The following is a 25,475-nucleotide window of genomic DNA, read 5'->3' as shown; positions in this document are numbered from 1 at the left end:
TTCGTCGTCTTGACTGGTACAGACCAAAGCGGTTGAGTGTGGCTCCACACCCCCCACCACGGTCGCCCCGGACCGCGCGGCGTCGGCTCTCGTCGGCGTGCGCCCACGGCTCCGCCCTGTCCGCGTCGCGGCCTTGCTCCACGAAGGACTGATCCCGTGTCACAACGCCGCATGCCTGCCGTCCTGGCCGCGCTCCTGATCGGAACCACCGCACCGCTGCTGCTGCCGGCTACGAGCGCCTCCGCCGCCTCCTGTGCGAGTTACCCGAGTTGGGCCGCCGGCACGTCCTACGCCACCGGCAACATCGTCCGGTACACCGACGGCAAGACCTACATCGCCGAACACGACAACCCCGGCTACGACCCCACCATCAGCACCTGGTACTGGGACCCCTACTCCTGCGACAGCGGCCCGACGAACCCGTCCGGCGGGTCCTGTTCGAGCTACCCGGACTGGGTCGCCGGCAGGTCCTACGTCACCGGCAACATCGTCCGGTACACCGACGGAAAGGCCTACATCGCGGAGCACGACAACCCGGGGTACGACCCGGTCATCAGCACCTGGTTCTGGGAGCCGTACTCCTGTGACGGCGGCTCGACCAATCCCTCCGACGGCTTCGTCGTGAGCGAGGCGCAGTTCAACCAGATGTTCCCGAGCCGGAATTCCTTCTACACCTACAACGGCCTCAAGGCCGCCCTGAGTTCGTTCCCCGGCTTCGCCAACAGCGGCAGTGACACCGTCAAGAAGCAGGAAGCGGCGGCGTTCCTCGCCAACGTGAACCACGAGACCGGCGGCCTGGTCTACGTGGTGGAGCAGAACACCGCCAACTACTCGCACTACTGCGACTGGAGCCAGCCCTACGGCTGCCCGGCCGGCCAGTCGGCGTACTACGGACGCGGGCCGATCCAGCTCAGCTGGAACTTCAACTACAAGGCCGCGGGTGACGCGCTCGGCATCGACCTGCTGGGCAACCCCAACCTCGTCCAGACCGACGCCGCCGTCGCCTGGAAGACCGGCCTCTGGTACTGGAACACGCAGTCGGGCCCCGGCACCATGACCCCCCACAACGCGATGGTCAACAGCGCCGGATTCGGCCAGACCATCCGCAGCATCAACGGCTCGCTGGAGTGCGACGGCAAGAACCCCGCGCAGGTGCAGAGCCGCGTCGACGCGTACCAGCGCTTCACATCGATCCTCGGCGTCACGCCCGGAGCCAACCTCTCCTGCTGACAGACCGAGGGATGAGCGCGTAGAGCAGGAGGTGCGTCGCCGCCGCGGCGCACCTTCTGCCTGCCGGGCCCTTCCCGACCGCAGCACTACCCGGAAACACCCCCACGCCACACGAGCGGCGGGTGGGAGAGTGCCCTCGCGCCGGGTAGTCGTCTGGTATGAACGCATACGATCCGGACATTTCTCTGGATACTCGGACGATTTTGGCGTCGGACGGCGTCTCGGCCCGATGGCTGACCGGACTGGCCCGCATCGAGCGGTCGGAGGCGGCGGACCCCGTGATCCAGAAGTTGCAGCGGGGGATCCGCTCGCTGCCGCTGGGCGCGGCCCGCGATCTGCTGCACGGCAGGCCACTGGGCCATCCCGTGCATCCGGTCCTGGTGCAGGTCCCGATCGGCTGCTGGCTGTCGGCCGCCGTCATGGACGTCATGCCGGCGGGGCAGCGCGCCGCGACGACTCTGACGGCCGTCGGGCTGGCCGGGGTCGCCCCGGCGGCGATCAGCGGGTGGGTCGACTGGGCGGACCTGCCGCCCGAGCAGGCGCGCGTCGGACTGGCCCACGCCGCCGCGAACGTGGCCACGGTGGTCCTCTTCGCCGCGTCCCTGACGGCACGGCTCCGCCACCGCACGGCGAGGGGGAGGCTGTGGTCGCTGGGCGGGCTGGCGGCGGTCGCCGTCACCGGCGCGCTGGGCAGGCACGTGGCCTACCGGCAGGCCGTGGGTGCGTGGCCGGCGGCGTAGGCCCCGCCGTTCGGATCACGCGGCGGGACGCGGGGCGCCTCATGCGGCGGGACGCGGGGCACCTCGACGCCACCTGACCCGAACGACAGGCCCTGGCCGCCCCCCGTTCAGTGGCGGAAGTCGCGGCGCCCCGGTGGTGACGGTTCGTCAGGACGCCCGTGGGCGACGGTTCACGGGCGGGGGGAATCTCCGGCCCCGGACGCGTCCGCGAGCACCTCCTCGCGCAGGGAGGCGCAGCAGCTGCTGAGCAGGCGCGAGACGTGCATCTGCGAGACGCCCAGCCGCTCGGCGATACAGCTCTGCGTCATGTCACGGAAGAACCGCAGGTAGAGGATCGTCCGCTCGCGCTCGGGCAGCCTGGCCAGGGCGGGCTTCAGAGCCTCTCGGTCCACGACGAGGTCGAACCCGGTGTCGGGCTCCCCCAGCGCGTCCGCCAGGGAGTATCCGTGGTCGCCGTCGGTGAGCCGGGCGTCCAGTGACAGGGTCGCGAAACTGTCCAGGGCCTCCAGGCCCGCGCGCACGTCGTCCTCGCTCAGCTGCGCGTACTCGGCTATCTCGACGACGCCGGGCTGTCGGTCCGAGTTCGTCGGCGCCAGGTCCTTCACGGCCCCCCGGACCTTGTTGCGCGCCTCCTGGACCCGGCGTGGCACGTGCACGGCCCACATGTGGTCGCGGAAGTGGCGCTTGATCTCACCGACGATGGTCGGGACCGCGTAGCTCTCGAAGGCGTTGCCCCGCCCGGGGTCGTACCGGTCCACGGACTTCACCAGGCCCAGAGCGGCGACCTGGGTCAGATCCTCGACGGATTCACCCCTGCCGCGGTACTTGCCGGCGATACGCTCCGCCATCGGCATCCAGGCTTCGACGATCTCGTCGCGCAGGGCCTGCCGCTCGCGCCCGTCGGGGAGTCCCGAGAGGTGCGAGAAGGCCGCGTCGGTTTCCGGGGAGTCGTCGTGCCGACGACGTTGCGTGGTCACAGTGCAGGTCATGTGCTGACAGCTCCCTCAAGGGCCGCTGACCGGACAGAAACACCGTGGGGCGCACCCGAGTTCAAGACACAGCCGTGCGCTGGAGCGCGCGCTCTCACGGACGTGCCTTTTATCCGAAGCACTCCTCTTCCCGTCCCCTGCCATCGGAACGATAAACCCATATCAGGACAATGTGACACGGAGGAGCCGGCTGGCCGTGAAGCGTGACGGCGGGGCCCGCGCTGTCCGGCTATTTCTGGCGCACATTCCGGATCGTCACGGGAACTGGAGGGCTCACCCGTCCGACTGCTTCATCACACGGCCACGACAGGCCGCTGGAGGGACGCCGCGGCTCGGTCGTCTGCCGGGCGCCCGCCGTCTCGGACCGAGGAGCGGCGTCGCGCGTGGTCGACACAGAACGAGGTGGGATTTTGTCCGTCAACTCCGATGCCCCCGACCTGCCCGCCCCGAGCGAGGAGGTCACCGACATACCCGAGCGCGAAGACACCGCGGCCGTTGTATCGAGACAGGCGCGACAGCCCTCGGGCTTCGGGCCGCTGATGGCGCGACTGCATTTCTACGCCGGAGTCCTGGTGGCACCTTTCCTCCTCGTCGCGGCGGTGACCGGTCTGCTCTACACCTTCACCCCCCAACTGGACTCGCTCGTCTACGACAAGGAGCTCACCGTCGCGCACACGGCCGACACCTCCCGGCCCCTGGCCGAGCAGGTGGACGCGGCGCGGGCCAGTCACCCGAAGGGCACGCTCGTCGCCGTCCGCCCGGGAGCCGGGGAGGAGACCACGCAGGTGGACTTCGCGCTGCCCGGACTGGGCGAGCGGGCGCACACCGTCTACGTCGACCCGTACACGGGCAAGGTCACCGGACAGCTGACCACCTGGTACGGATCCACGCCCCTGAAGACATGGCTGGACGACCTGCACCGCAACCTGCACCTGGGCACGGCCGGCCGGTACTACTCGGAGATCGCGGCGAGTTGGCTGTGGGTCCTCGTCCTCGGCGGCCTGGTCCTCTGGTGGCGCCGACAGCGCCGCAACCGGACCGCGCGACGTCTGCTGCTGCCCGACCTCGCCGCCAAGAAGGGCGTACGCCGCACCCGTAGCTGGCACGCGGCGACGGGTGTGTGGCTCGCCGTAGGTCTGCTGGCCCTCTCCGCGACCGGCCTGACCTGGTCCCGTTTCGCGGGCACCCACTTCGGTGAGGCCCTGGACGCGCTGCGTTCCGGCACGCCCGGTGTGTCCACCGCTCTGCCCGGCGCGTCCGCCGACGAGCAGGGCGGCCACCACCACGGCGGCGGGACGGGCTCGCACGCCACGCAGGGTGGGGACCCGAAGGCGATCGACGGGGTTCTTGCCGCGGCCCGGCGCGACGGCCTCTCGGGCCCCGTGGCCATCGGCGTGCCGCAGGACCACACGACCGCCTGGACCGTGTCGCAGACCCGCAATCTCTGGCCGGTCGGACGCGACAGCGTCGCCGTCGACGCCTCGAGCGAGAAGGTGGTCGACCGGGTGGACTTCGCCGACTGGCCCGTCCTGGCCAAGCTGACGCGTTGGGGCATCGGCGCCCACATGGGCACCCTGTTCGGCCTCGTCAACCAGATCCTGCTGGCGGTACTGGCCATCGGCCTGACCTGCATGATCGTCTGGGGCTACCGCATGTGGTGGCAGCGCCGTCCCGTCCGCGACGGCCACCGTGCCCTGCTCGGCACCCCGCCGGCCCGCGGTGCCTGGCGCGGAATTCCGTACGGGGCCCTGGCGGCCGGCGTCGTGGCCGTCATCGCGCTCGGCTGGGCGCTCCCTCTCTTCGGCGTACCCCTCGCCGTGTTCCTGGCCGCCGACCTCGTCGTGGGTGCCGTGCGGCGCCGCCGGCCGGTGACACCGCCCACGGCCGGATCCGGCGCCGAGGGCTGACCCGGACGACGGGCATCGGTCACCCCTCCCCCGCCCCCGCGGACGGCCCCCACCGACGCCCGGACCTCGCTCCCGACCCGGACGGCGTCCTCGTACCAGGACCGTTCCGGGAGACGGCGCGCCCGGACCACTCACGGAGTCTGCCTCCGCCCGGCCTCCTGAACGGCGATACTGGACAGGTCCTGGCGACGATTGCCCTTCCCGGCCGGGGGATGGGCACGTTTCGGGAGCGGGAGATCCATCGTTGCCGTCAGTCGATCGTCTTGACGTCCGCGAGAAAGCTTCGGGAGCGAACTGTGGCAACGGCGGGAGAGCCGTCTGGGGTCGTGACCGGGGGGCGGCTGGCGGCTCTTCGGGAGACCGGGCTGTCGGCTGTGGCGGACGCGGGAATGGACCGGTTCGCCCGGCTCGTGGCCGGCGTGATCGGTGTGCCCATCGCGCTGGTGTCCCTGGTGGAGACCTCGCGGCAGGTGCTGCCGGGCATGGTGGGGCTCTCCGAGCCGTGGGCTGACACCCGCCAGACACCCTTGTCCCATGCGCTGTGCCGGCACGTCGTGACCAGCGGCCGGCCGCTGGTCCTGACCGACGTCCGCCAGGATCCCCTGACCTGCGCGAGCCCGGCCGTCCCCGACCTCGGGGTCATCGGCTACGCGGGGATGCCGCTGACCGACGGGGCCGGGCATGTGCTGGGCTCGCTGTGCGCGATCGACACCCGTCCGCGGAAATGGACCGCGCGGGAACTGGAACTGCTCCAGGACCTGGCTGCGGCGTGCAGCGCGGAGCTGCGGCTGCGGATCGTCTCGCGCCACCATGAGCAGGCCCGCGCCGACGAGGCGAAGGCGCGGGCCGAGGCGGACGACGCGACCAGGCGGCACCGCGCCGCGCTGGAGCGTTCCCGGCTGCTGCTGCGGGCCGCGGACGCGCTGGCCGACACCACCGGCCTCGCCGACGTCCGCGAGCAGGTGCGGGACCTGGTCAGCAGCGACCTCAAGCCCGTGTACGTAGGGCTGGTGCTGGTGGAGGGAGGCACCACGAAGCGGCTGCGGCGCATGGTCGACGTGCTGGGCAGCACGTCGATGGAGCGCACGTACGAGACGTACACGCTCGATGCCGCCTGGCCGACCGCGCGGGCTGCCCGGGAGAACCGGATGATCACCGTCACGGACACGGCGCAGCTGGAGCGTGACTACGCGCCGGAGGCGGTCGCGACGTTCACGGCTCTGGGGCTGCGGACCGCGGTGTGCGTGCCGCTGCCGGGTACGGTTCTCCCGCTCGGCACACTGGTACTGGGCTGGGACCACCCGCACGAGATCGACATCGTGGAACAGGCGGTGCTCTCCTCGTTGGCCGGTTACACCGCGCGGGCCGTGGAACGGGCGCTGTTCGTGGACAGCCGCGTCGACGTGGCCCGGGAGATGCAGAAGGCCCTGCTCACCGATGTGCCCTCGGTGCCGCGTCTGGACCTGGCCGCGCTGTACCGGGCGGCCGCGCGCACGGATCTGGTCGGTGGCGACTGGTACGACGCCTTCCTGCTGCCCGACACGGCCCGGGGCGGGGAGGACTCCGCCGAACCGGCCGTACTGGTCCTGTCCATCGGCGACATCACCGGCCACGACATGCGGGCGGCCGCCCAGATGGGTCAGGTTCGCAGCATGCTCCGCCAGGCCGACCTCGACCACGCGGGCGGCGGGCCCGCGCAGGCGGTCAGCGCGCTGGAACACGCCAACGCCGCCCTGGGTCTCGACGCGAGCGGCACCCTCGTCCACGCCCACCTCCGCCCCTGCCGTTCGGCCGAGGCGGGCAGCTGGGAGCTGACCTGGACCAACGCCGGACACCCGCCCCCGCTCGCCGTCCGGCCCGATGGTTCGGTCCACCGGCTGACCCGGCACGACATCATGCTCTTCACCGGCCTGGACGCGCCGCCCCGCAGTGAGCAGCGGTTGCTCCTGCCGCCCGGCAGCCTGCTCATGTTCTACACCGACGGCCTGGTCGAACGCCCCGACGAGGACATGGACCTGGCCATCGACGCGGCCGGCCGCATGCTGGCCGCCCACGCCGGCCGTCCCCTGGACGTTCTGCTGAACGAGATCACGGACGAGATCGCCGGTCCCGACGCCGTCGACGACATCGCCCTGCTCGCGTTGCGCGTCCCCGCCGTCCAAGCGGCGCGCGTAACACCAACGCACCCCCGCGGTTGACGGCCGTCGCGCACGCGGTGACGGTGGTCAGGTGGAGCCTCGCCACGGCGGGGCTGAACCGCCTACTGCCGCGGGGTGAGTTCCCTGGACGGGGTGGCGACGTGGCGGGTCGCGGAACGTGAGCGCGCCGCGCGGTCTCCCCGCTGCCGCACGACGCGAACTCGCGCCCCGAGTGCAAGGGAGCACCGCACATGACCGAGGCCCGGCACGACCGCCCCGGACCGGACCGCCCTTCCGCCGCCCGCCCGGGGGCCTCGGTGCCGCACCACTCGGACAGCCGTCCGGCGGCCCGGCCCGGAAGGGTCTCCGACCTCCGCCGTGTCGGCATCTCCCCCGACCACTGGTACCCGGTGGCGACCTCGCGGAAAGTGCGGCGCAACCGGACGTTCGCGGCCGTTTTCGCCGGTGAGCGGATCGTGCTGTACCGGGGGCGCAGCGGTGTCGTCCACGCCCTGGAGGACCGCTGCGCGCACCGTCAGGTACCACTGAGCATGGGTGTGGTCGAGGGTGACCTGCTGCGCTGCTGCTACCACGCGTGGGCGTACCGGGGCGACGGACGTATCTCGCAGATCCCCTACCTGCCCAAGGGCTGCGAGCGGCCGCCGCGCGGGGTGCGCTCGTATCCGGTCCGCGAGGCCTACGGCCTGGTCTTCGTGTTCCCCGGTGACCCGGCGCTCGCCGAGGAGGCGCCGTTCCCGTTCCTGCCCGAGTACCACTCCGCGGCCCACCGCACCATGACGTTCTCCCGCACCGTGCGCTGCCACTACTCGTTCATGCACGAGAATCTGCTCGACATGAACCATCAGTTCCTGCACCGCAGTGTGCTCGGCCGGATCCGGCCGGAACTGCTGGGGTACGACGCCGGGCCACGGCACGTGGAGGCCCGCTACCTCTTCGTCCCCGCCGGAGGCCGCAAGGACCGGGGCGCGGGGCTGCTGTCGGCGGAGGGGATCGGGGGCCAGGACCGGCCCGATGTCATCACGATCCGCACCGAGTACCCCTACCAGACCCTGCGGGACGTCCCCGAGGGCAGCGACCTTCCGGTTTTCTCGCTGTGGGCCGCCTACGTTCCGAAGGACGCGGAGCAGCGGATCAATCACGCCTACGGCCTGCTCACGATCGCGAAGCCGTCGGTCCCCGGGGCGCTCCATCTCGCCTGGCCGCTCATCCGCCGTTTCACCGAGCGGGTCTTCGCCCAGGACCGGATGGCGGTCGAGGCCGAGCAGCGCGCCTGGGACGAGCAGGGCGAGGACCACAACCACGAGGTGTTCCCGCTCATCCTCGACCTCCGCGACGTACTGCGTGACAACGGCGTGCCGCTGCGTCCGGAGCGGGCGTCCGGCTGTACGCCGTGCGGGATGGCCGCCCCGGCGCACCACGCCGCCGCCGGTGCGGGCAATGCGGGCGCCGCCGGTGCGCCGGGCCATGCCGGACCGGCACCGTCCGCGGGCCCGGCCGTGGAGGGCGCCGGCAGGTCCGAGTAGTCCCGCCGGGCCGGATGCGCTGCCGGGGAGGGCACCACGTCCCGGTCGACGGGTCAGTCCGCGGCGGGGACCGGCGTCTCCTGTCCGGCCACGGGCGACGCCTGCGTGATCACTTCGGAGCGCTTGTGGCCCCTCTCCATGAATCCGCCCGTGAAGGCGAGGCCCAGACCGGCCACGGCGAGGGCCGCGCCGACCAGGTTGGGCGCGGCCCAGCCCCAGCCCGCCGAGATGACCAGGCCGCCGAGCCAGGCGCCACCCGCGTTGGCCAGGTTGAAGGCCGAGTGGTTGGAGGCCGCCGCCATCGTCGGGGCGTTCTTCGCCTTGGCCATGAGCAGCATCTGGATGGGGGTGGTGATGAGGGACCCCATCGCGCCGATGAACGTGATCGTCACCAGTGCGGGCACGGTGCTGTGGACCGCGAAGTAGAACGTCACCAGCGCGGCGGCGAGCAGGATGAGCCCCCAGTACATCGTCGGGCGCAGGGCTCGGTCCGTGAGCGGTCCGGCGAGCAGGGTGCCGAGCGTCATGCCGACGCCGTACAGCGCGAGGACCCAGGTGGTCGAGGAACCGGAGAGGCCGGTCACGTGGGTGAGCATCGGTACGAGGTAGCTGTAGACGGCGAAGAATCCGCCGAAGCCCACCACCGCCGTGGCCAGACCGATGGTGACCTGCTTGTTGCCCATGGCCCGCAGCTCGTGCCCGATGCCGGACTGTTCCCCGCGCGGCTGGTGCGGGACGAAGGCGGCCAGTGCGGCCAGGGCGACGAGTCCGATGACGGCGACCGCGCCGTAGGCGGAGCGCCAGCCCAGGTGCTGGCCGAGGGCGGTGGCGGCCGGAACGCCGATGATGTTGGCGATGGTGAGGCCGAGGAACATCTTCGAGACGGCGCGGGCCGCCCTGTCCGGTGCGACCAGGCGCGAGGCGACGACGGCGCCGACGCCGAACAGCGCGCCGTGCGGCAGGCCGGCCAGGAAGCGGGCGGCGAAGAGGGTGCCGAAATCGGGGGCGACGGCGGACGCCATGTTGCCGATCACGAACAGCCCGGTCAGGAGCAGCAGCAGCCGCTTGTGCGGGACACGCGCGCATATACCCGTCAGCAGCGGCGCGCCGACGACGACACCGAGCGCGTAGGCCGACACGACGTTGCCGGCGTGCGGCACGGACACACCGATCCCGTCGGCGATCTGGGGCAGCAGCCCCATCGTGGCGAACTCGGTCGTGCCGATGCCGAACGCGACGACAGCCAGGGCCAGCAGAGCCAAGGGCATGGTGCAGGGGAACCTTTCGAAGACAACGGGCCGGGGACCAGGGAGCGGGGCGATGCGAGCTCGCCCGCGGTATCCACGTCCCGTCGCGCCGGTCATCGAGACCCGGAGCACCCCGGGAAGAGGGTGAGCCCGTAGGGAGTGCAGCAACGACGCGGGGGCGTCCATTCCAAGATCGCCCCGCGGTCTGCGGCATCGGGCCTGGCCCCGTCCCCCGGCTGCGGCGGTCGGCCCCGGCCGGTGAGCAAGGAGCAAGAATAGCCGCTGCCGCCACGGCCTCGTCCGGGCAGGGGCGAGGTCAGGCAGGCGCGGGCGGGGCCACGGCTCGGATGCGCTACGGCGTGCTCGGACGGGCTCTCGACGGTCCGTGTCGTCCGTGCGCGGCGCCGGGCCCTCGGTGCGCGGACCCTGTCAGGCGGCGAAGCCGACGTTGGTGACGTACTCGTACTGGCCCCACTGGCTGCCGAGGTCGACGACCTGGTCCACCCACGCGTCGTCGAGCTCCTGCTCGTCCCCGGCGGCCCAGGCCGCGACGATGCGGTCCCAGCGGCGCACATTGAGGGTGCGGAACTCCACCACCCGCTGGCGCGGCCGGTCGACCTGGGACTGGTTGAGCGGGTGGATCTCGACCCGGGTGCCCCGGCCCGCACGGTTGAGGCGGGCGGTCAGATAGCGGGCGACGTTCTCGCGCCGCACCGTCCGGTACGCCCGCTCGATCCACTCCAGGTTCTTCTTCGACGGCGAGCGCGTGCCGTCGAGCCAGGCGCGCAGGGTGCGGCCGGTGACGGTCAGGCCGGCCGCGCGGGCCGCGGTGCGGGCGTGGTCGGTGCGGGTGAGGTAGTGCAGGCGGGCGAGCAGGCCGCGGCGTGCGGTGACGGGGGTCGCGATGTAGCCGGCCAGGTCGTCCAGCCGGCGGGCGACGGCTTCGTGACCCCTGAGGCCGCGGGCGCCGTACTTGCCGAACTCGATGTTCCGCTCTGGCATCGTCCCTTCCGGTCCTCGGGTAGGTGGATCACTGTACGGGCCGACGCGGGCCGTGCGCCGCCGAGGGCGGGCACAGGCCTCAGGGACGGTCTTCAGGGGGCTGCGCGGCCTCGGGCCGCTCGGTGCCGACGGTGTAGACGTCCTTGACCTTCACCTCGGTGACGCCCCGGCCCTCGGCGAACACCGCGCGCCAGTCACCGACGACGTGCAGTTCGTCGGTGCCCATGGCGCGGACCACCATGAGGCCTTCGTCGTAGGCGCGGTGGGCCTTCCACCACAGGTTCGTGAAGGCCTGGGAGCGGATGGTGTGCATCCAGTCGGTGCGGTACAGCTCCCGGTTGTAGTTCGACTCTCCCAGTGTGGAGACGAACTTGGAGTACATCTGCTTGACGTACTCCAGCGTCACGTCGTCGTCCTCGGCGATCGCCCGGTCGCGGGCGTCCTTCAGCACGACCCGGAACTTCTCCAGCAGGCCTTCCGTGGCTCCCGAGGTCCAGGACTCGTGGATCTCCGGCGGGTCGCACAGCGCGTACTTCGGGCCGGACAGGCGCAGCAGCAGACGCACGGTGGGCTCGGTGACCACAGGGGGCCGGGTTCGTCGCGGTTGCCGACCGGGTTGGGCAGGACCGCGTCGTGGTCCCAGTCGGACGGGGTGATCAGGTGGACGCCGGCGCGGCGGCGGTCATGGTGGTTGCCGGTGGAGTGTTCGAGCTGCCCGATCGGCAGGTGGGTCTTCAGTGCCGACAGGTAGGCGCCGTTGATGTCGAGGGCCGTCACCTCGTGCGCGCCCGCGGGCAGCTCCGGGCGGGTCCACTTCGGGCGGGCCTCCCAGATCAGGTCGGCGCCTCGCGCGGTCTGCTTGCGCAGGATGTCCGGGAGCCACGGGTGAGCCACGATGTCGTACCGGCCGCCCCTGCGGGTCTGGTCCAGCAGCGCCATCGCGTCCGGGATCGCCCGCTTGACCAACGCGGCCGTCGCCGCCTCGGCGTCGCCCGCGTGCTGGGCGAGGACGGCCGCGACCGCGGAGCCGATCGGGTCGGGCACGTCGGAAGCCGCCTGCACCCGACGGCCGACGGGCACGACTCTCACGCCGGACGGCGCCTGGTCATGCCGTCCGCCGCGTGCTGGCTGCCGTGCGGCCTGCCGAGACACGGGCTTCTCCGGCTTGGCCGGCTCCGTGGCCCGTACGGGCTGCACGGGCTCGGGGTCCTGTACGGGCCCGGCGCTCCGGACAGGCTGCGCGGGCTCGGGCGTGCCGCATTCGGCGGGGTCCAGATGCTGGGGAAATCCCGCGAGCTGGTGGCGGGCGGGCTGCCCGCACAACACGCACGGCCGGGGTGCGGCGAGCACACCGTCGTCGTCCTGCCCGGAGTCCTCGCGGGTCCCCACGGGAACCTCGGCCTGGCCCGGATCCTCCCCGTCGTCCTCCGCCCCGGTGTCGTCCGGCGGCTCTTCGTCCGGGGCATCGTGTGCCGTCGATCCGGCCAGCCTGTCCCTCGCTCCCTCGATGAAGTACGCGTACTTCTCCCGGACTTCGCCGCTCGGGTCGCGTCCGGACTCCCAGCCTCCGACGGTGGAGGCCGCGACGCCGAGGGCGCGCGCGAGCTGGGCGCGCGACAGGTTCAGCGCTTCGCGCAGCGCGCGCCGTTCCCCGGCGGGCGGAAGCGGTACCTCTTCCTTCACTCCTGCGAGCAGGGCGTCGATCGCGTCGAAGCCGTTCATCGCGCGCCCCTCTCGCGCGCCACGGCCGCACGGGGGGGGCGCCGGCGCGGCGGCGGGGAGCACGGCGGCGGCCGACGGGCAGCGCCTCCGTGGCCCTGGTCGGTCCCGCCAGGAGCTCCAGTACGTCGATTCCGTAGTGAGCGGCGACCGCCTCGCAGTCGGCCAGACTCCAGGCCGCGGTACCGGACTGACGCCTGCTCACCTGAGCCTGGCTCACCCCCAGAGCGGCGGCGAGGTCGGTCTGCGACTCGCCGGACGCGTGCAGGAGTGCCGCCAGCGCGGCCCGCACCCGCTCCTCGAGGCTCATACTCATGACGTCGAGCTAGCCTGCCCAGCTCATCTCTGATGCGTCATACGCATGAGGACACGCACCGACGCACACGGGCGGCGGCCGATGGACATCGGCCGCCGCCCGGTCCGTCAGTGCTTCCGGCGAGGCGGTGCGACACCGAAGGGGCGGACGCTCCTCACCAGGGCGCCGGGGCCGGTGGCTGGACCACGGGCGGCCGGTCGTCGCAGGTGATGGTGTTCGGCAGCTCCCAGGGCGCCAGCCAGGGGCCGGTCGCGCCGCCTCCGTCGCTGCCGCCGAGGTCGCTCACCGCGAACTCGGATCCGGAGGAAGGGAAGTTGAAGGCTCCGCAGTTGTTGATGCCGACCGCGCCGACGTTACGGGCGTCCACGTTCTCGAAGGACGCCGAGCCGGCGGAGCGGGCGCTGAGCACGGAGGTGCCGGTGCCGTCCACGCGGATGTCCTTGAAGCGGACGCCTCGGATCGCGTACTTGTCCTTCACCGGGAAGTCGGAGACGAGCATGACCGCGTTGTAGGTGCTGTCGAGGAAATGGTCGCCGGTGACCTCGATGTCGGCGTCGATGTCCCGTTCCAGCGCGTAGAACCAGATGGCGCCGAGGCCGATCTTCCAGTTCAGCTCGAACGGCCCCGATCGGACTGTGGTGTTGTCCGTGATCGACAGATGTCCGGTGAACGGCTCGGCACCGAAGCGGGAGCCGACCTGGATGGCGCTGCCCTCCCTGACGGGGTCGGCGATCAGGTTGCCGGTGACCGTGTTGTCGGTGCCGCCGTACAGCGCGATGCCGTTGGCGAGGACGGGGCTCTGCACGGTGTTGTGGGCGAAGACGTTGCGCGCGTCGCCCTTCTTCTCCGACCACATGGCCAGACCGTCGTCGCCGGTGTTGCGGACGAAGGTGTCCGAGACGCTCGAATCGGTGACGCCGGTATGGAAGTTGAGTCCGTCGGCGATCTGGTCGGCGATCACGGTGCGGGTGACCCGCAGGCCCGTCATCGGGCCGTCGAACCACATGCCGACCTTGGTGTGGTGGAGGTAGAGGCCGTCGATCGTCGAGTCGCCGAGCGCGCCCCCGACGGCGTTGACCTGGTCGGTGTCGATGCGTTCGCGTACGTCGCCCTCCACGGCGAAGCCGGACAGGTGGACGTTGCGGCTGCCGCCGTCCGCCGCGTCCTTGCCGTAGAAGCCGACGCCGGTATGGACCGAGCCGTCGGGCGCGGGGGTGCCGAGGGTGACCTGGTGGCCCTTGACGATCGTGTACCAGCTTCCCGCCCCGGCGATCGTCACGTCGTCCACGATGATGTGCCGGTTCACCTGGTACGTGCCCGGCGGCAGGTACACGTTGAGGTGCCGCTTCTTGGCGTAGGCGATGGCCCGGTCGAGGGCGTCGCCCGCGTCACGGCGGCCGGTGGGGTCGGCGCCGAACGCGAGGACGTTCGCGGCCTTCTTCTCGACGTGCGGCGCGGCGACGAGTTGTGTGTCGAGCAGGTCGATCACGGTCCAGGCGGCGGTGCTGCCCTTGGGCGCGGTGAGGCGGACGGTGTCACCGGCCGCGTACCGCTTGCCGAGCAGGAGTCGCTGTTCGTCGTAGAAGTGACTGGGCCTGAACGGCTTGTCGATGGCGGGCGCCGGGGTGGTGGCGGCCGGGACGCAGCCGCATTCGGTGATCCACCAGTCGGGGTGCAGCAGGTCGCCCTGGGGGTCGTTGCTGAACGGGTACTGGTTGTAGAGCCAGGAGTACCGCGAGGTGAGGGTCATCGTGGTGCGGTGCCGGCCCTCCACGGAGACGTCGAGGGGCGCGGTGACGCCGCCGCCCTCGGGTGCGTCGGGAATGCTGTAGCGCACGGTGAGAGCGTTGGTCGCGCGCGGCAGTGTGAACTCGACGTACTGGCCCGGCTTCAGGCGCACCGCCGAGCGGCCGGACGCCTCGGAGGGCAGGGTGTAGGCGGTGCGGTCGGGGCCGATGACGGTTCCGTTCGTCGACGCGTTCTCCGCCTCCTGTTCGGCGAAGTCCACCCTCGCGCCGCGCCCCGCGACGAGGGCGGGATCGAGGGCGGCCCGGGTCACCGCCGAGGCGCCGCCGCGCCCGGAGGCCGCCGGGGCCGGGGCCCCGAGTACGAGCACGAGTCCGGCAGCCGCGGCGGTCACCGCCGCGACCGTTCGGACCGGTCTTCGCGTGCGGCTGCCGACCCGCTCCGCAGCCGTGTGGGTGGTGTACCGCGCCATCGGATTCTCGATTCTCTGGAAGCGGAGGACACCGAGGACCGCTCGGTGCGCGGCGGCACGGAGGGAACGGGCCGTGCCCTGCGTACCGGGACATTAGGGCGCGACGGGACACCCGGACAAGACGTCGGACACGTCTTTCCATCTATCAGTAGAGATCCTGCAAGTCATAGTCGATTTCTTGCGCGCGGATCTCATTCTCCGGAGCAACACCGTCCTCACCGCCGGACCGAGCACTCCAGAATCCGGCCGTCGACCGTTCCGATGAGCAGGTGCCCGTGGGGCGTCACGGCGAGGGAGAGTGCCGTGGTCGGGGTTCCGTCGACCTCGAGTTCGGTGTGCCATCGGACCGTGCCGTCCTCGGCGTCCAGTGCGGTCAGGGCACCCGAGTTGTAGGCGACGTAGACCGTGTCCTCGTCGACGTCGAGCGCTGTGGCCGGATGATCGGTCCGGTGCTGCCACCTCACCGCGCCGTCGAGCGAGCGCCGTACGACGTAAGCGCCACCGGGCTGGAGTCCGGCACCGTCATGGACGGTTCCCGCGTACACCAGACACCGCCCGAACTCGGCCGCCGGACCGCCGAAGTGGTGCTCCTGCGGCGCCCAGGAGTGCGGGAAGAGCCGCCGCGCCGTCCCGTCGGCACCCACGGCCACGATCCACTTGTCCTTGTGCGGCGCCTCAGGTCGCGCGCCCACCAGGATGTACGCACGGCCGGCACGCCTGACCGGGAACGCGTGGTTCAACAGGTCGAAGGAGCCGGCCTCCGGGCCCTCCTCCCGGGCGTCGAGGTCGAACATCGTCAGCCGTTCCGGATGCCTGCGCGCCCGGTCCGTCGGCCTCAGAACCACCCGGCCGCCGCCGGAGACCAGAGCACCGGACCGGACCGGGTCCAGCGTCTCCAGCACCTCCCCGGTGCCGACCGCCACACGTGCGATCCGGGGCGCGTCCCGCTGCCACTGTCCGTCCCGCCATCGCAGGCGGCGTTCGGCGTTGGTCCACACGGATGTCCCGTCGGAGGCGGGAACGAGCTGGCGGCCGCCCTGCTCGTCCTCGACCACCCAGTCCCGTTCTCCCGACGGCAGCCACGACTCCGCCAGGACCCCGTCCAGGGCGGCCAGCACACGGCCGTCCTCCCCGCTCTCGACGGCCCACACCCGTCGCCGGGGGGACCACTGCCGGCCGGCCGCCGCGGCGAGGTCCGCGAGGAAGCGTCGGGTCCGCGCTCGGTGATCAGGGCGCGCGGCCGGCCGCGGGGGCGCCGCGAGCTCCTCCGGTTCGACGGCCCTCGGCCCCACCGCTCCCCAGTCGTCGCGGGAGACCACGACCGTGTGCCCCTGCTCGTGCGCTTCCGGGTTCTCCCAGTCGTCACAGGGAGCCAGGACGAGACGCAGTTCCCGCTCGCCGCGCCACGCGACGTCCAGTACCTCGCGCCCGTGCGGCAGCGCGGACACCACCGCGCCGGAGTCCAGGTGGAGCAGAAGGAGTTCGCCTTCGAACGAGTAGCCCCCGTCGTAGGAACCCGTGCCGACGGCCAGAAGAGGAAGGGCGGGGTGGAAGGCGAACGAGAGCACCGGGTACCTGGATCTGACCAGGTGTTCGCACCGCAGGGTGTCCTGGTCGTAGACGCCGACGCGGTGCCCCGTCCAGCGGGAGTCCGCCGTCCCGGCGCCGCTCCACTGGAGCCATCCGACGTCCCCGGCCACGGCGACCCTCCGCGAACGATCGTCGGCGACGGCCAGACTCGGCAATCCGGTCTCGGTGAAGGGCCCGTCGCCCAGCACACGCCGGATCAGCGGCAGAACAGTCATGCAGGAGGCCTCCAAGGGGTGCGATGACGACCGCCGCCCCTCGCACGGGACGGCGGTCGTTCATGATCCCGCCCAGTCGCCCCGCGCACCATCGGATAAGCCCGGCCGACCAGGTCCCGGGTCGCCCCCGCTGTCACTCCATCGTCGGGGTGGTACTTCCGGCCCCCGCCGATGCCATAGGATGAGTCTGTCGACGCGGGGTGGAGCAGCTCGGTAGCTCGCTGGGCTCATAACCCAGAGGTCGCAGGTTCAAATCCTGTCCCCGCTACGAAGATCCTGGCCCCTTGGGGTGGCGTGATGCCATCCCAAGGGGCCGGATTCGTTTACGGACCTCATGAGCCGGGCGCGACCCGGCGGGCGGCGCGGTGCGATCGACTTGCGCTGGAGTGCGCTCGAACTCGTAGCGTTGCAGACATCACGGCGCACACAGCCCGTGTCGCCGGCCGCCTCTCACGAGATGCCGGCGTGGGAATTCGCCGCTGGGCCGACGAGCGGCTTCGTGCGCTCGAACGACGGACGAGCGTGCAGGAAAGGCTTGGGACACGACATGCAGAAGCGCAGTCTACGAGACCTTCAGGTATCGTCCATCGGCCTTGGATGTATGGGTATGTCCGCCTTCTATGGATCCACTGATCAGCAGGAGGGCATCGCGACCATCCGGCGCGCCCTCGACCTCGGGGTGAACTTCCTCGACACCGCGCAGATGTACGGGCCGCTCACCAACGAGTCGCTCGTCGGCGAGGCGATCCGGGGGCATCGCGAGGAGTACGTGATCGCGACGAAGTTCAACTACCGGATGGACAACGCCGTACCGGGCGACATCAGCACGGTCGGCCCGCAGGACGGCTCGGCCGAGCACGTTCGGAGTTCCGTCCACGGCTCCCTGGAACGCCTGGGGACCGACCACATCGACCTGTACTACCAGCACCGGGTCGACCCGAACGTACCCATCGAGGAGACGGTCGGCGCCCTGGGCGAACTGGTGGCCGAGGGCACGGTGCGGTACATCGGCCTGAGCGAGGCGAGCGCGGAGACCATCCGGCGCGCCCACGCCGTACACCCGATCACCGCGGTGCAGAGCGAGTACTCGCTGTGGTCACGGGACGTGGAGGCCGAGGTGCTGCCCGCCTGCCGTGAGCTGGGCATCGGCTTCGTGCCGTACTCGCCGCTCGGCCGCGGCTTCCTCGCCGGGCGGTTCACCTCGCCCGACGAGCTGGAGACGAACGACTGGCGCCGCGAGAACCCGCGTTTCCAGGACGGCAACCTGGAGGCGAACCTGCGGCTGGCGGCAAAGGTGAAGGAGATCGCCGCCGAGAAGGGCGTGACCCCGGCCCAGCTGGCGATCGCCTGGGTGCTGGCCCAGGGCGAGGACCTGGTACCGATCCCGGGCACCAAGCGCCGCACCTACTTGGAGCAGAACGCCGGCGCGGTCGCCATCGAACTGACCAAGGAGGATCTGGCCCGCATCGACGCGGAGCTGCCCGAGGCGGCGGGCGAGCGCTACGACGAGGCAGGGATGCGATCCGTCAATCGCTAGTGGCGCGTGAATGAAGTCGCCGGACGCCGGGGTGCGGCCTGTTCGTGCCGGCTCGCCGACCCGCTTCCCCGTGCGGCCGGTTCTCCCGACCCTGGACCGGCCTGTGACCGGTGGATCCGGGGCGGTGAACGAGCGTGCTGGAAAACGTCCTTGAACGTTTTCCAGCACGTCGTCGTCACGCGAACTTCGTCACCGGGGTGACATCACTTGCCGTAGTACGCGTTGTGGATCGCCAGTGTCGACTTGTTGCCCTGCTTGTCCGAGACCTCGGCGAGGAACGAGATGCCCTTGTCCTTCGCCGGGTTCTTCACGGAGATCCTGCCGCTCTCGACCTCCACGGGCTGCCAGGTCGTCCCGTCGTCGTAACTCACGGACACGGTGAGCGACTTGAGGTTCTTCCCGGCCGCCGAACCCTGCACGGTCACCGGGATCCGGACCGACGTGTCCGCCGGGGCTCGCGAGGCGAGGTCGACGGGGGCCGCGAAGCGGACCGTGGACACCGGCAGCGCCGTGGTGGCCGAGACCTCCTTGGAGCGGAACGTGAAGCCGGCGTCGATGCGGGTGGAGGCCGCGGCGACCTTCGCCGAGCGCTCGACGGAGGTCGTCAGCCGGTATTCGGCGTCGGTGGAGTCGACGGTGAAGGGCCTCGCGCCGCTCAGCGGGTCGTCGTTCTCGCCGACCTTGACGCCGTCGCGGTACAGCGCCGACGTGGCCGAGGTGTACGTCGAGCCTCCCACGTGGCCCTTGCCGTCGGCGAACAGCGGCAGGGAGCCGATGAGTTGCTGCTCTCCCGTGGCCGGGTCCGGTGCGGTGCGGAAGACACCCATGTTCTCGCCCAGAAGCGGGCCGAACACGCCGGTGTTGAACTTCTCGCGGTACGTCCTGCCGGCCTCGTAGCGCTTCGGCTCGGACATCGCGTAGTCCCCGTCGAAGGCCGGGTAGCCCCACTCGTCCGGCTCGCCCAGCTGACTGACTCTGGTCAGCCACTTGACGCCGTCGGCAGTGGAGACGTAGAAGGTGCGCGTGCTCGGCGCCGCCTGCGCCGCCGAGAACGCGTTGCCCTCCGGCGCACCCGGCAGACGGGGGTACGGGAAGGCGAGAGCGGTCTTCCCGGCGGCGGAGGCACCGACGCCGACCTTGAGCGTCGCCAGCTCGTCCGCCTTCACGTGCTTGGTGTAGCCGGTCGCGACCTTCTGTGTCCCGCCGCCGTAGGCCACCGAGTACTGAGCGGTGGCGTCCTTGATGAAGTGCGCGTCCCAGGTCTGCAGGAGCGAGCCGTCCGTGACGGCCGGACCCATGTGCGCGGTGCGGAAGCCGGTGAAGCCCCTGAGGACCCAACCGTTGCCGACGGAGCCGATCTCGGTCGCGCGCTCGTAGTAGGTCCCCCCGAAGTCCGCCGTGTCGAGGCCGGGCACGGTGATGTCCACCGGCTCGGTGGTACGCGCGTCGGCGGTGACCGTGGTGTCGCCGGAGACGTCCAGTTTCGGCTGGGAGATCCAGTCGGTGCCCTTGGTGAAGTCCGACGGGTCCTGGTAGACGGCCGTGTCGAACGTGTACGAGCCCTTGGGCACGCGGATCGTGTGCGTGCCCGGCTCGTTGCCGATACGGGCCTGGAAGCCCTTGGCGGGGCCGGCGACACCGATCAGGCTGCTGGAGAAGTTCTGTGCGTCGGTGCCGTCGCGGTCGATGGTCCTGAGCGTGACGTCGTAGGACTCCGCCTCGCGGACGGCCGCCACGGCCGTGCGGACGGACTGGCCCGCGCCGGTGGCGGTGACGTAGCCCGAATAGGTGCCGTCGGCGTCACCGATCCTGGTGTCGGCGGTCAGATCGACGTCGGTCCTGCCGCCGGCGGGCACGGTCACCCGGGTGGTGCCGAGCGCGAAGAAACCGGCCGGGGCCGGCTTTCCCGCCGGGTCCAGCGCGGACACCGACAGATCGAGGGTGACGTCGCTGCTCCCGAGGTTGCGGTAGCCGATCTTCCTGGTGAGGGGCTGGTCGTCGGTGTGCGGCCACTGTGCGACGCCGAAGGTCGACGAGACCGGATCGGCGATCACGCTCTGGGCCAGTGCCTTGTCGACCTGGACGCGGCCCGAGCCCTGCTGGAAGACGGTGTAGTCGCCGCCCTTGGCGGACGCGATCAGCGCGCCCTTGAGCTCGGCCGCCTTCCAGGTCGGGTGCTGCTGCTTGAGGATCGCCGCAGCGCCCGCGACGTGCGGGGTGGCCATGGAGGTGCCGTCGAGCCGCAGGTAGCCGGGGGCCGGGTGCGGGATACCGGGGTCGGTGTCGAACACGCTGCCGGAGGCGGCGGCCGCGGTGATGGCGACGCCGGGGGCGGTCACGTCCGGCTTCACGGCGCCGTCACCGACGCGCGGCCCGGTGCTGGAGAAGGACGCCAACTTGTCGTCCTTGTCGACGGCGCCGACGGTCAGCGCGGCGTCCGCGCTGCCCGGCGAGCCCACCGTCGACTCGCCGTACTCGCCTTCGTTGCCCGCCGCGACGGCGAACAGGATCCCCTTCTCGGCGGACAGCCTGTCGACCGCCTCCTCCAGCGGGTCGACGCCCGGGGAGTCCGGGCCGCCCAGGCTGAGGTTGACGACGTCCGCGCCCTCGTCGGCGGCCCACTCCATGCCCGCGATGATGGCGGAGTCGTCCCCGTATCCCTCGTCGTTGAGCACCTTGCCGCTGATCACCTCGGCACCCGGTGCGACGCCCTTGTACTTGCCGCCCGACCTGGCACCGGTTCCGGCGGCGATCGAGGCGACGTGCGTGCCGTGCCCGACGTGGTCCACGGTGTCGGGCGAGCCGGAGAAGTTCTTCTCCTCGACGACCTGGGTCTTCAGGTCGTCGTGGGTCTTGTCGACGCCGGTGTCGAGGACGGCGATCTTGACGCCGGTTCCGTCGTACCCGGCCTCCCACGCCTTGTCGGCGCCGATCTGCTTGACACTGCGGTCCAGGCTCGCCCTGCGCACCCCGTCCAGCCACACCTTGCCGATGCCGGAGGCAGTGACGCGCAGGCCGCTCTTCCGCTGGTCGGTCAGCGCCTCCCACACCTTGGCCACGTCATCCTGCGGCGTACGGATGGCGTCGGCGTCGAGGGCGGGGAACGTGCGCCGCAGCCGGGTGTCACCGGCCGAACGCACTTCGGCCCGTACGGTGCCTGCGCCCCCCTCGTACTGCACGATCAGCTTGAGCCCGTCGCCCTGGCTCTTGCGCAGCTGAGGGTCGGTGAGTTCGGCGACATCGAAGAGCCGCTGGTCCAGCTTCCCCGTGGCGATCAGGCGCTGCGCGTCGCTGGGCACCACCAGCGTGTGATCGTTGATGCGCTGCACCTGTACGGGTATGCGCTCACGGCCCTTGGCGGCCTCGAAGCCCACCACGTGGCCCTTGGCGCCGACCACCACACGGTCGCCCGTGATGAGCCGGATCCGCTGGTTGCCGTCGAAGCTCGTGGTGTGCGGTGTGGTCGTCGTGTTCGCGGTGATCGCTGTCGTGGGGCCGGTCATACCTGCCACGAGGGCCACCGACGTGGCCAGTGTGACGGTGAAGGCGCGTGTTCTCTTCACGGTTAAGCGCAAGTCTCCCCCAGAAGTTCGGGTTGAAGGCGAGTGGTCGTCGCACGTGGGTGGCGGGCGCCCGGTCGCGGGAACGACGTGGCGGCCGAGAACCGGCGGGGCGGTCGCAGAGCGGCACGCCCTCCCGGCAGCAGGCGAGGGGGCTGGGCCGCTCCACGAATTCCACTCCCTGAAGAGAGCACCGACGGCATGATCCGCATCACATCGTTTCGGTGCTCGACCCGCCGGGCTCGGCGCTGCCGCAGACTCCGCGCCCGGACCGTGCCGGGAATCCGAAGGTCCGGCCCTCTCGTGCGAACAGGTCAAGTTGATCAGTCGGACTCCGAGAGGCACCAGGCACTTCCTCCGGCGGGATTACGACCCGTCATACTTCTGCCGGGAAGGGGAGTTCGTGGCCGGACAGCGCTGAACAGGGAGACTCGACATGGGCACTGCCGTACCGGTCACGGAGTTCGGGCGGCTGCTGCTGACCCTGCGCACACGCGCCGGGCTCAGCCAGGAGCGGCTGTCCCACGCCGCCGGGGTGAGCGTCCGCGCGCTGGCGGATCTGGAACGCGGTCGCTCCCGAGGACCGCAGCGGCGCACCGTTCAAGCCCTGGCCGCCGGGCTGGGCCTGGACGACGACACCGCCGCGGAGCTGGAGCGGGCCGCCGGCCGAGGACGGACGCGCCCGCGACCGGCCGCCGGACCGCGCGCCCACGGCCCGCTGGCCCTGCCGCGTGACGTCGGCGACTTCGTCTCGCGTGGTCCGGCCCTGGCCCGGCTGCTCGCCCTGGCCGAGCGCACCGGCGCCGGCCGTTCCGCGGTCAGTGTGGTGTCGGGACAGCCCGGCCTCGGCAAGACCGCTTTCGCGGTACACGCCGCATACGCTCTCGCGCCGCACTTCCCGGACGGACAGGTGGTCCTCGACCTGCACGGCATGGACCCGGAGCCCACCTCCGCGCGCGACGCTCTCGCGTCCCTGCTCCGGGCCGTCGGCGTGGCCGAGCACGCGATCCCGGCCGCGACCGACGACCGGTCAGGGCTCCTGCGGTCCGTGCTCCGCGACCGGCGACTGCTGCTGGTACTGGACAACGCGGCAGGCGAGGACCAGGTCCGTCCCTTGCTCCCCGGCGCCGGGCGCTGCCTGACGATCATCACCAGCCGTCACGCCCTGGCCGGTCTCGAATCGGCCCACCGCAGCGACCTCGCGCTGTTTCGCCGGGAAGAGGCGGTCGAACTGCTGAGCCGTATCATCGGCCCCGAGCGGATACGGCAGGAGGCCCAGGCCGCCCGCGACCTCGCGGACCTGTGCGGACTCCTGCCCCTGGCCGTACGGATCGCCGGACAACGCCTCGCCGGCCGGCCCCACGAGCGCATCGGCAAGCTGACCGCCCAACTGGCCCAGGAAGGCCGTCGTCTGGACACACTTCAGGTCGGCGACCTTCAGGTACGAGCCGCTTTCGCCTTGTCCTACCGGCAGTTGACCTCGTCCGCCAGAACCGTACTGCGGCGGGCCTCCCTGGCCGCCGGAGGCGACTTCAGCCCGGAGAGCGCCGCTCTCCTGGCCGACCTGCCGGTCAACGAGGTGGCCCGGTGCGCCGAGGAACTGACGGACGCCGGGCTGCTGCAGTCCGACGCCTCGGCAGAGCGTTACCGCTTCCACGACCTCCTGAAGATCTTCGCCACCGAACAACTGACCACCGAGGACGGCACCGAGGTGTCCCGAGCCTCGCTGGACCGGACGGCACAGTGGATGCTGCGCCGGGCCACGGCAGCCGCGCTGCGCTTCGACGCCGAACCCCACGAAGACTCACCTCACGGCGATCCCGACCCCGTCGGCGCACCCGCCGACCGTGACCAGGCCCGCGTCTGGCTGGAGGCCGAGCGGGCCCAATGGCTCGCGGCCGTGCGGCACGCGCAGGCCAGGGGACACCACCGGCAAGTGATCGACACGGCCCGGGCCATGCACTGGTTCTCCGAGTTCAACCAGCACTGGGAGCTGTGGGTGGAGCTGTTCCAGCACGGGGTCGAGGCGGCCCGCGCGTTGGGCAGCAGGCAGGAGGAGGCCGTCCAGCTGAACTTCCTGGCCTGGTCGTACAACGTCTGCGTCCACGAACCCGCCGCCGCCCTCGTCACCGCGGACGCCGCCCTGGAGGTGGCCCGTGAGATCGGGGACCGGCTCCAGATGGGCTGGGCGCTGGGCTACGGGGCATCGGCGCTGCAGCGCACCGGCCGGGCCGGGGAATCCATAGCCCGGCTGCGCGACGCCGCCGTCTGCCTTGCCGACCAGACCTCCGTGCAGGGCCGCCTCGCCGAACTCACCGTCCTGAACACGCTGGGAAGCTATCTACGTCAGTCGGGCAGCGTCGAGGAGGCTCTGGCCATCCACCTGCGCAGCGAGGCGATCTGCCTGACGGAGGTGCCTGGACGGCCGACCGAGCTGATCACCGTGTACCTGGCTGCGATCCGGCAGCAGATCGGCAACGACCTCGCGGCGCTGGGACGCTGGCCGGAGGCCGAACGACCGCTCCAGCAGGCGCTGGACGTCTTCGAGACCACGAGCATGGCTGGCTGGGCCGAACCCACCCGCCTCGACCTCGGCATCGTGCTGCGCCACCTGGCCCGGTACGACGAGGCTCGCCGAACCCTGCTCGCCGCCCACGAAGGACTTCGCCGGCTCAACAGCCCCCGGCAGGCGGAGGCCACGGCCGAACTGCGTGAACTGGAGGTACGGACGCCGTGAAGTCTCCGGGTCCGCGGCCCGGACAAGCGGCTGGGGGCAGACCGTGGAAAGCAGCCGACGACACAGCCCGTACGTCCGGAGTCGCCCTGGGACCGAGCCGTCGCCTCCCGTCGGCGACCGACCACTCGGTGGGGAGGCCTGCCGGTCAAGGGCGGTTCAGACCCCACGTCTGCAGGGTGAAGGGCCGCCCCTTCTCCTCACCCGTGATCAGCGGTACGTCGAGCAGTGTGAAGCCCGCCTTGGTGGCCACGGCGACGCTGGCCGCGTTCTCGGCCTCCAGTTCCAGGATCACCTGCTCGGCGCCCATCTGCTCGAAGGCGTACGCGGCCATCACCCGTACCGCCCGCACCGCCAGCCCCTGACCGCGGTGCGCGGGGCCCACCGCGTAGCCGATCTCCGTGCCCTCGGGCGCGCGCCGCAGCATCACCTCGCCGAGCGGTGCTCCGCCGTCGACGGTGATCGCGAGCAGAATGACCGTGCCCTCCGCGCGGAACTGGCGGTCCCGGTCCAGTCGCGCGCGGGCGGCGGCCGCGTCGAAGGGGGAGACGAGCGGTGTCCAGTAGGCGATGTCGGGGTGATCGAACAGCTCCGGCATCGCCGTCAGGTCCGCCTCCGTCCAGTCACGAAGGACGAGCCCCTCCCCCGTGAGCTCGATCCGCTCGGGAAACGACGACGCGCTACTGCTCATGGTGCTGAACCTCCTGGCTCGTTCGGAACGAGCCAGGATAGCCGGGACGGACGGAAGCACGTCCGGTCGGGCAGCCGCTCAATCGTCAGCCCTCAGCC

At 71.3% G+C, this 25,475-nt stretch carries 14 protein-coding genes, 1 tRNA gene and 2 pseudogenes; 8 read left to right on the top strand and 9 right to left on the bottom strand.

All coding sequences use genetic code 11. The features are described from left to right. Positions 1-156 precede the first annotated feature (156 nt). Both OG485_RS40175 and OG485_RS40170 read left to right on the top strand, forming a co-directional pair. Complete coding sequence (locus OG485_RS40175; RefSeq protein ID WP_328673692.1) at positions 157-1,230, top strand: glycoside hydrolase family 19 protein; 1,074 nt, start codon at positions 157-159, stop codon at positions 1,228-1,230. A 203-nt stretch (positions 1,231-1,433) separates the two neighbouring features. After that, the gene (locus OG485_RS40170; RefSeq protein ID WP_328673690.1) at positions 1,434-1,970 is read left to right on the top strand and encodes a DUF2231 domain-containing protein; all 537 of its coding nucleotides are present in this window, start codon (positions 1,434-1,436) and stop codon (positions 1,968-1,970) included. Between the two features lie 170 nt (positions 1,971-2,140). Here the strand turns inward: OG485_RS40170 and OG485_RS40165 are convergent, their stop codons facing one another. Continuing rightward, positions 2,141-2,959, bottom strand: coding sequence for an RNA polymerase sigma factor SigF (locus tag OG485_RS40165; protein WP_328673688.1), 819 nt, complete (start codon positions 2,957-2,959; stop codon positions 2,141-2,143). Positions 2,960-3,369: 410 nt separating this feature from the next. On the opposite strand from OG485_RS40165, the gene OG485_RS40160 reads away from it, so the two are divergent. From OG485_RS40160 to OG485_RS40150, 3 genes are all read left to right on the top strand, one after another. Then, positions 3,370-4,866, top strand: a complete 1,497-nt coding sequence (locus OG485_RS40160) for a PepSY-associated TM helix domain-containing protein (RefSeq protein ID WP_443048871.1) — start codon at positions 3,370-3,372, stop codon at positions 4,864-4,866. A 326-nt stretch (positions 4,867-5,192) separates the two neighbouring features. Further along, a complete protein-coding gene (locus tag OG485_RS40155; protein ID WP_328673686.1) occupies positions 5,193-7,064 on the top strand; it encodes a GAF domain-containing SpoIIE family protein phosphatase in 1,872 nt (623 codons plus the stop codon). 191 nt (positions 7,065-7,255) lie between these two features. Continuing rightward, entirely contained in the window at positions 7,256-8,548 is a 1,293-nt protein-coding gene (locus OG485_RS40150) for an aromatic ring-hydroxylating dioxygenase subunit alpha (protein WP_328673684.1), read from the top strand. A gap of 53 nt (positions 8,549-8,601) precedes the next feature. Here the strand turns inward: OG485_RS40150 and OG485_RS40145 are convergent, their stop codons facing one another. From OG485_RS40145 to OG485_RS40120, 6 genes and pseudogenes are all read right to left on the bottom strand, one after another. After that, the gene (locus tag OG485_RS40145) at positions 8,602-9,816 is read right to left on the bottom strand and encodes an MFS transporter (protein ID WP_328673681.1); all 1,215 of its coding nucleotides are present in this window, start codon (positions 9,814-9,816) and stop codon (positions 8,602-8,604) included. Positions 9,817-10,224: 408 nt separating this feature from the next. After that, a complete protein-coding gene (locus tag OG485_RS40140; protein ID WP_328673679.1) occupies positions 10,225-10,797 on the bottom strand; it encodes a transcriptional regulator in 573 nt (190 codons plus the stop codon). A 79-nt stretch (positions 10,798-10,876) separates the two neighbouring features. Continuing rightward, positions 10,877-12,519: pseudogene (locus OG485_RS40135) on the bottom strand (helix-turn-helix domain-containing protein). Positions 12,520-12,628: 109 nt separating this feature from the next. Then, positions 12,629-12,826: pseudogene (locus tag OG485_RS40130) on the bottom strand (helix-turn-helix domain-containing protein); the annotation flags it as partial. Positions 12,827-12,986: 160 nt separating this feature from the next. Next, positions 12,987-15,050: a glycosyl hydrolase family 28-related protein gene (locus OG485_RS40125; RefSeq protein ID WP_328673675.1), complete on the bottom strand. Its 2,064-nt coding sequence runs from the start codon at positions 15,048-15,050 to the stop codon at positions 12,987-12,989. A gap of 215 nt (positions 15,051-15,265) precedes the next feature. Beyond that, positions 15,266-16,855 (bottom strand): outer membrane protein assembly factor BamB family protein, encoded by a 1,590-nt coding sequence (locus OG485_RS40120; protein ID WP_328673673.1) that lies wholly within the window; start codon positions 16,853-16,855, stop codon positions 15,266-15,268. Between the two features lie 194 nt (positions 16,856-17,049). Here OG485_RS40120 and OG485_RS40115 point away from each other — a divergent pair. Both OG485_RS40115 and OG485_RS40110 read left to right on the top strand, forming a co-directional pair. After that, positions 17,050-17,123: transfer RNA gene (locus OG485_RS40115), tRNA-Met, on the top strand. Between the two features lie 279 nt (positions 17,124-17,402). After that, positions 17,403-18,392, top strand: coding sequence for an aldo/keto reductase (locus OG485_RS40110; protein WP_328444456.1), 990 nt, complete (start codon positions 17,403-17,405; stop codon positions 18,390-18,392). A 203-nt stretch (positions 18,393-18,595) separates the two neighbouring features. Here the strand turns inward: OG485_RS40110 and OG485_RS40105 are convergent, their stop codons facing one another. Continuing rightward, positions 18,596-21,955, bottom strand: coding sequence for a S8 family peptidase (locus OG485_RS40105; protein WP_443048870.1), 3,360 nt, complete (start codon positions 21,953-21,955; stop codon positions 18,596-18,598). A gap of 433 nt (positions 21,956-22,388) precedes the next feature. On the opposite strand from OG485_RS40105, the gene OG485_RS40100 reads away from it, so the two are divergent. Next, positions 22,389-24,689 carry a helix-turn-helix domain-containing protein gene (locus OG485_RS40100; protein WP_328673671.1) on the top strand — a complete coding sequence of 767 codons (2,301 nt, stop codon included), beginning with the start codon at positions 22,389-22,391 and terminating at the stop codon, positions 24,687-24,689. A gap of 145 nt (positions 24,690-24,834) precedes the next feature. Here OG485_RS40100 and OG485_RS40095 read toward each other — a convergent pair whose 3' ends face one another. Continuing rightward, entirely contained in the window at positions 24,835-25,377 is a 543-nt protein-coding gene (locus OG485_RS40095) for a GNAT family N-acetyltransferase (protein ID WP_328673669.1), read from the bottom strand. Positions 25,378-25,475 lie beyond the last annotated feature (98 nt).

The sequence above is a fragment of the Streptomyces sp. NBC_00328 genome, from assembly GCF_036139655.1.
In the GTDB taxonomy this organism is placed as follows: Bacteria; Actinomycetota; Actinomycetes; order Streptomycetales; family Streptomycetaceae; genus Streptomyces.
This window is presented reverse-complemented; position numbering and strand designations above follow the sequence as displayed.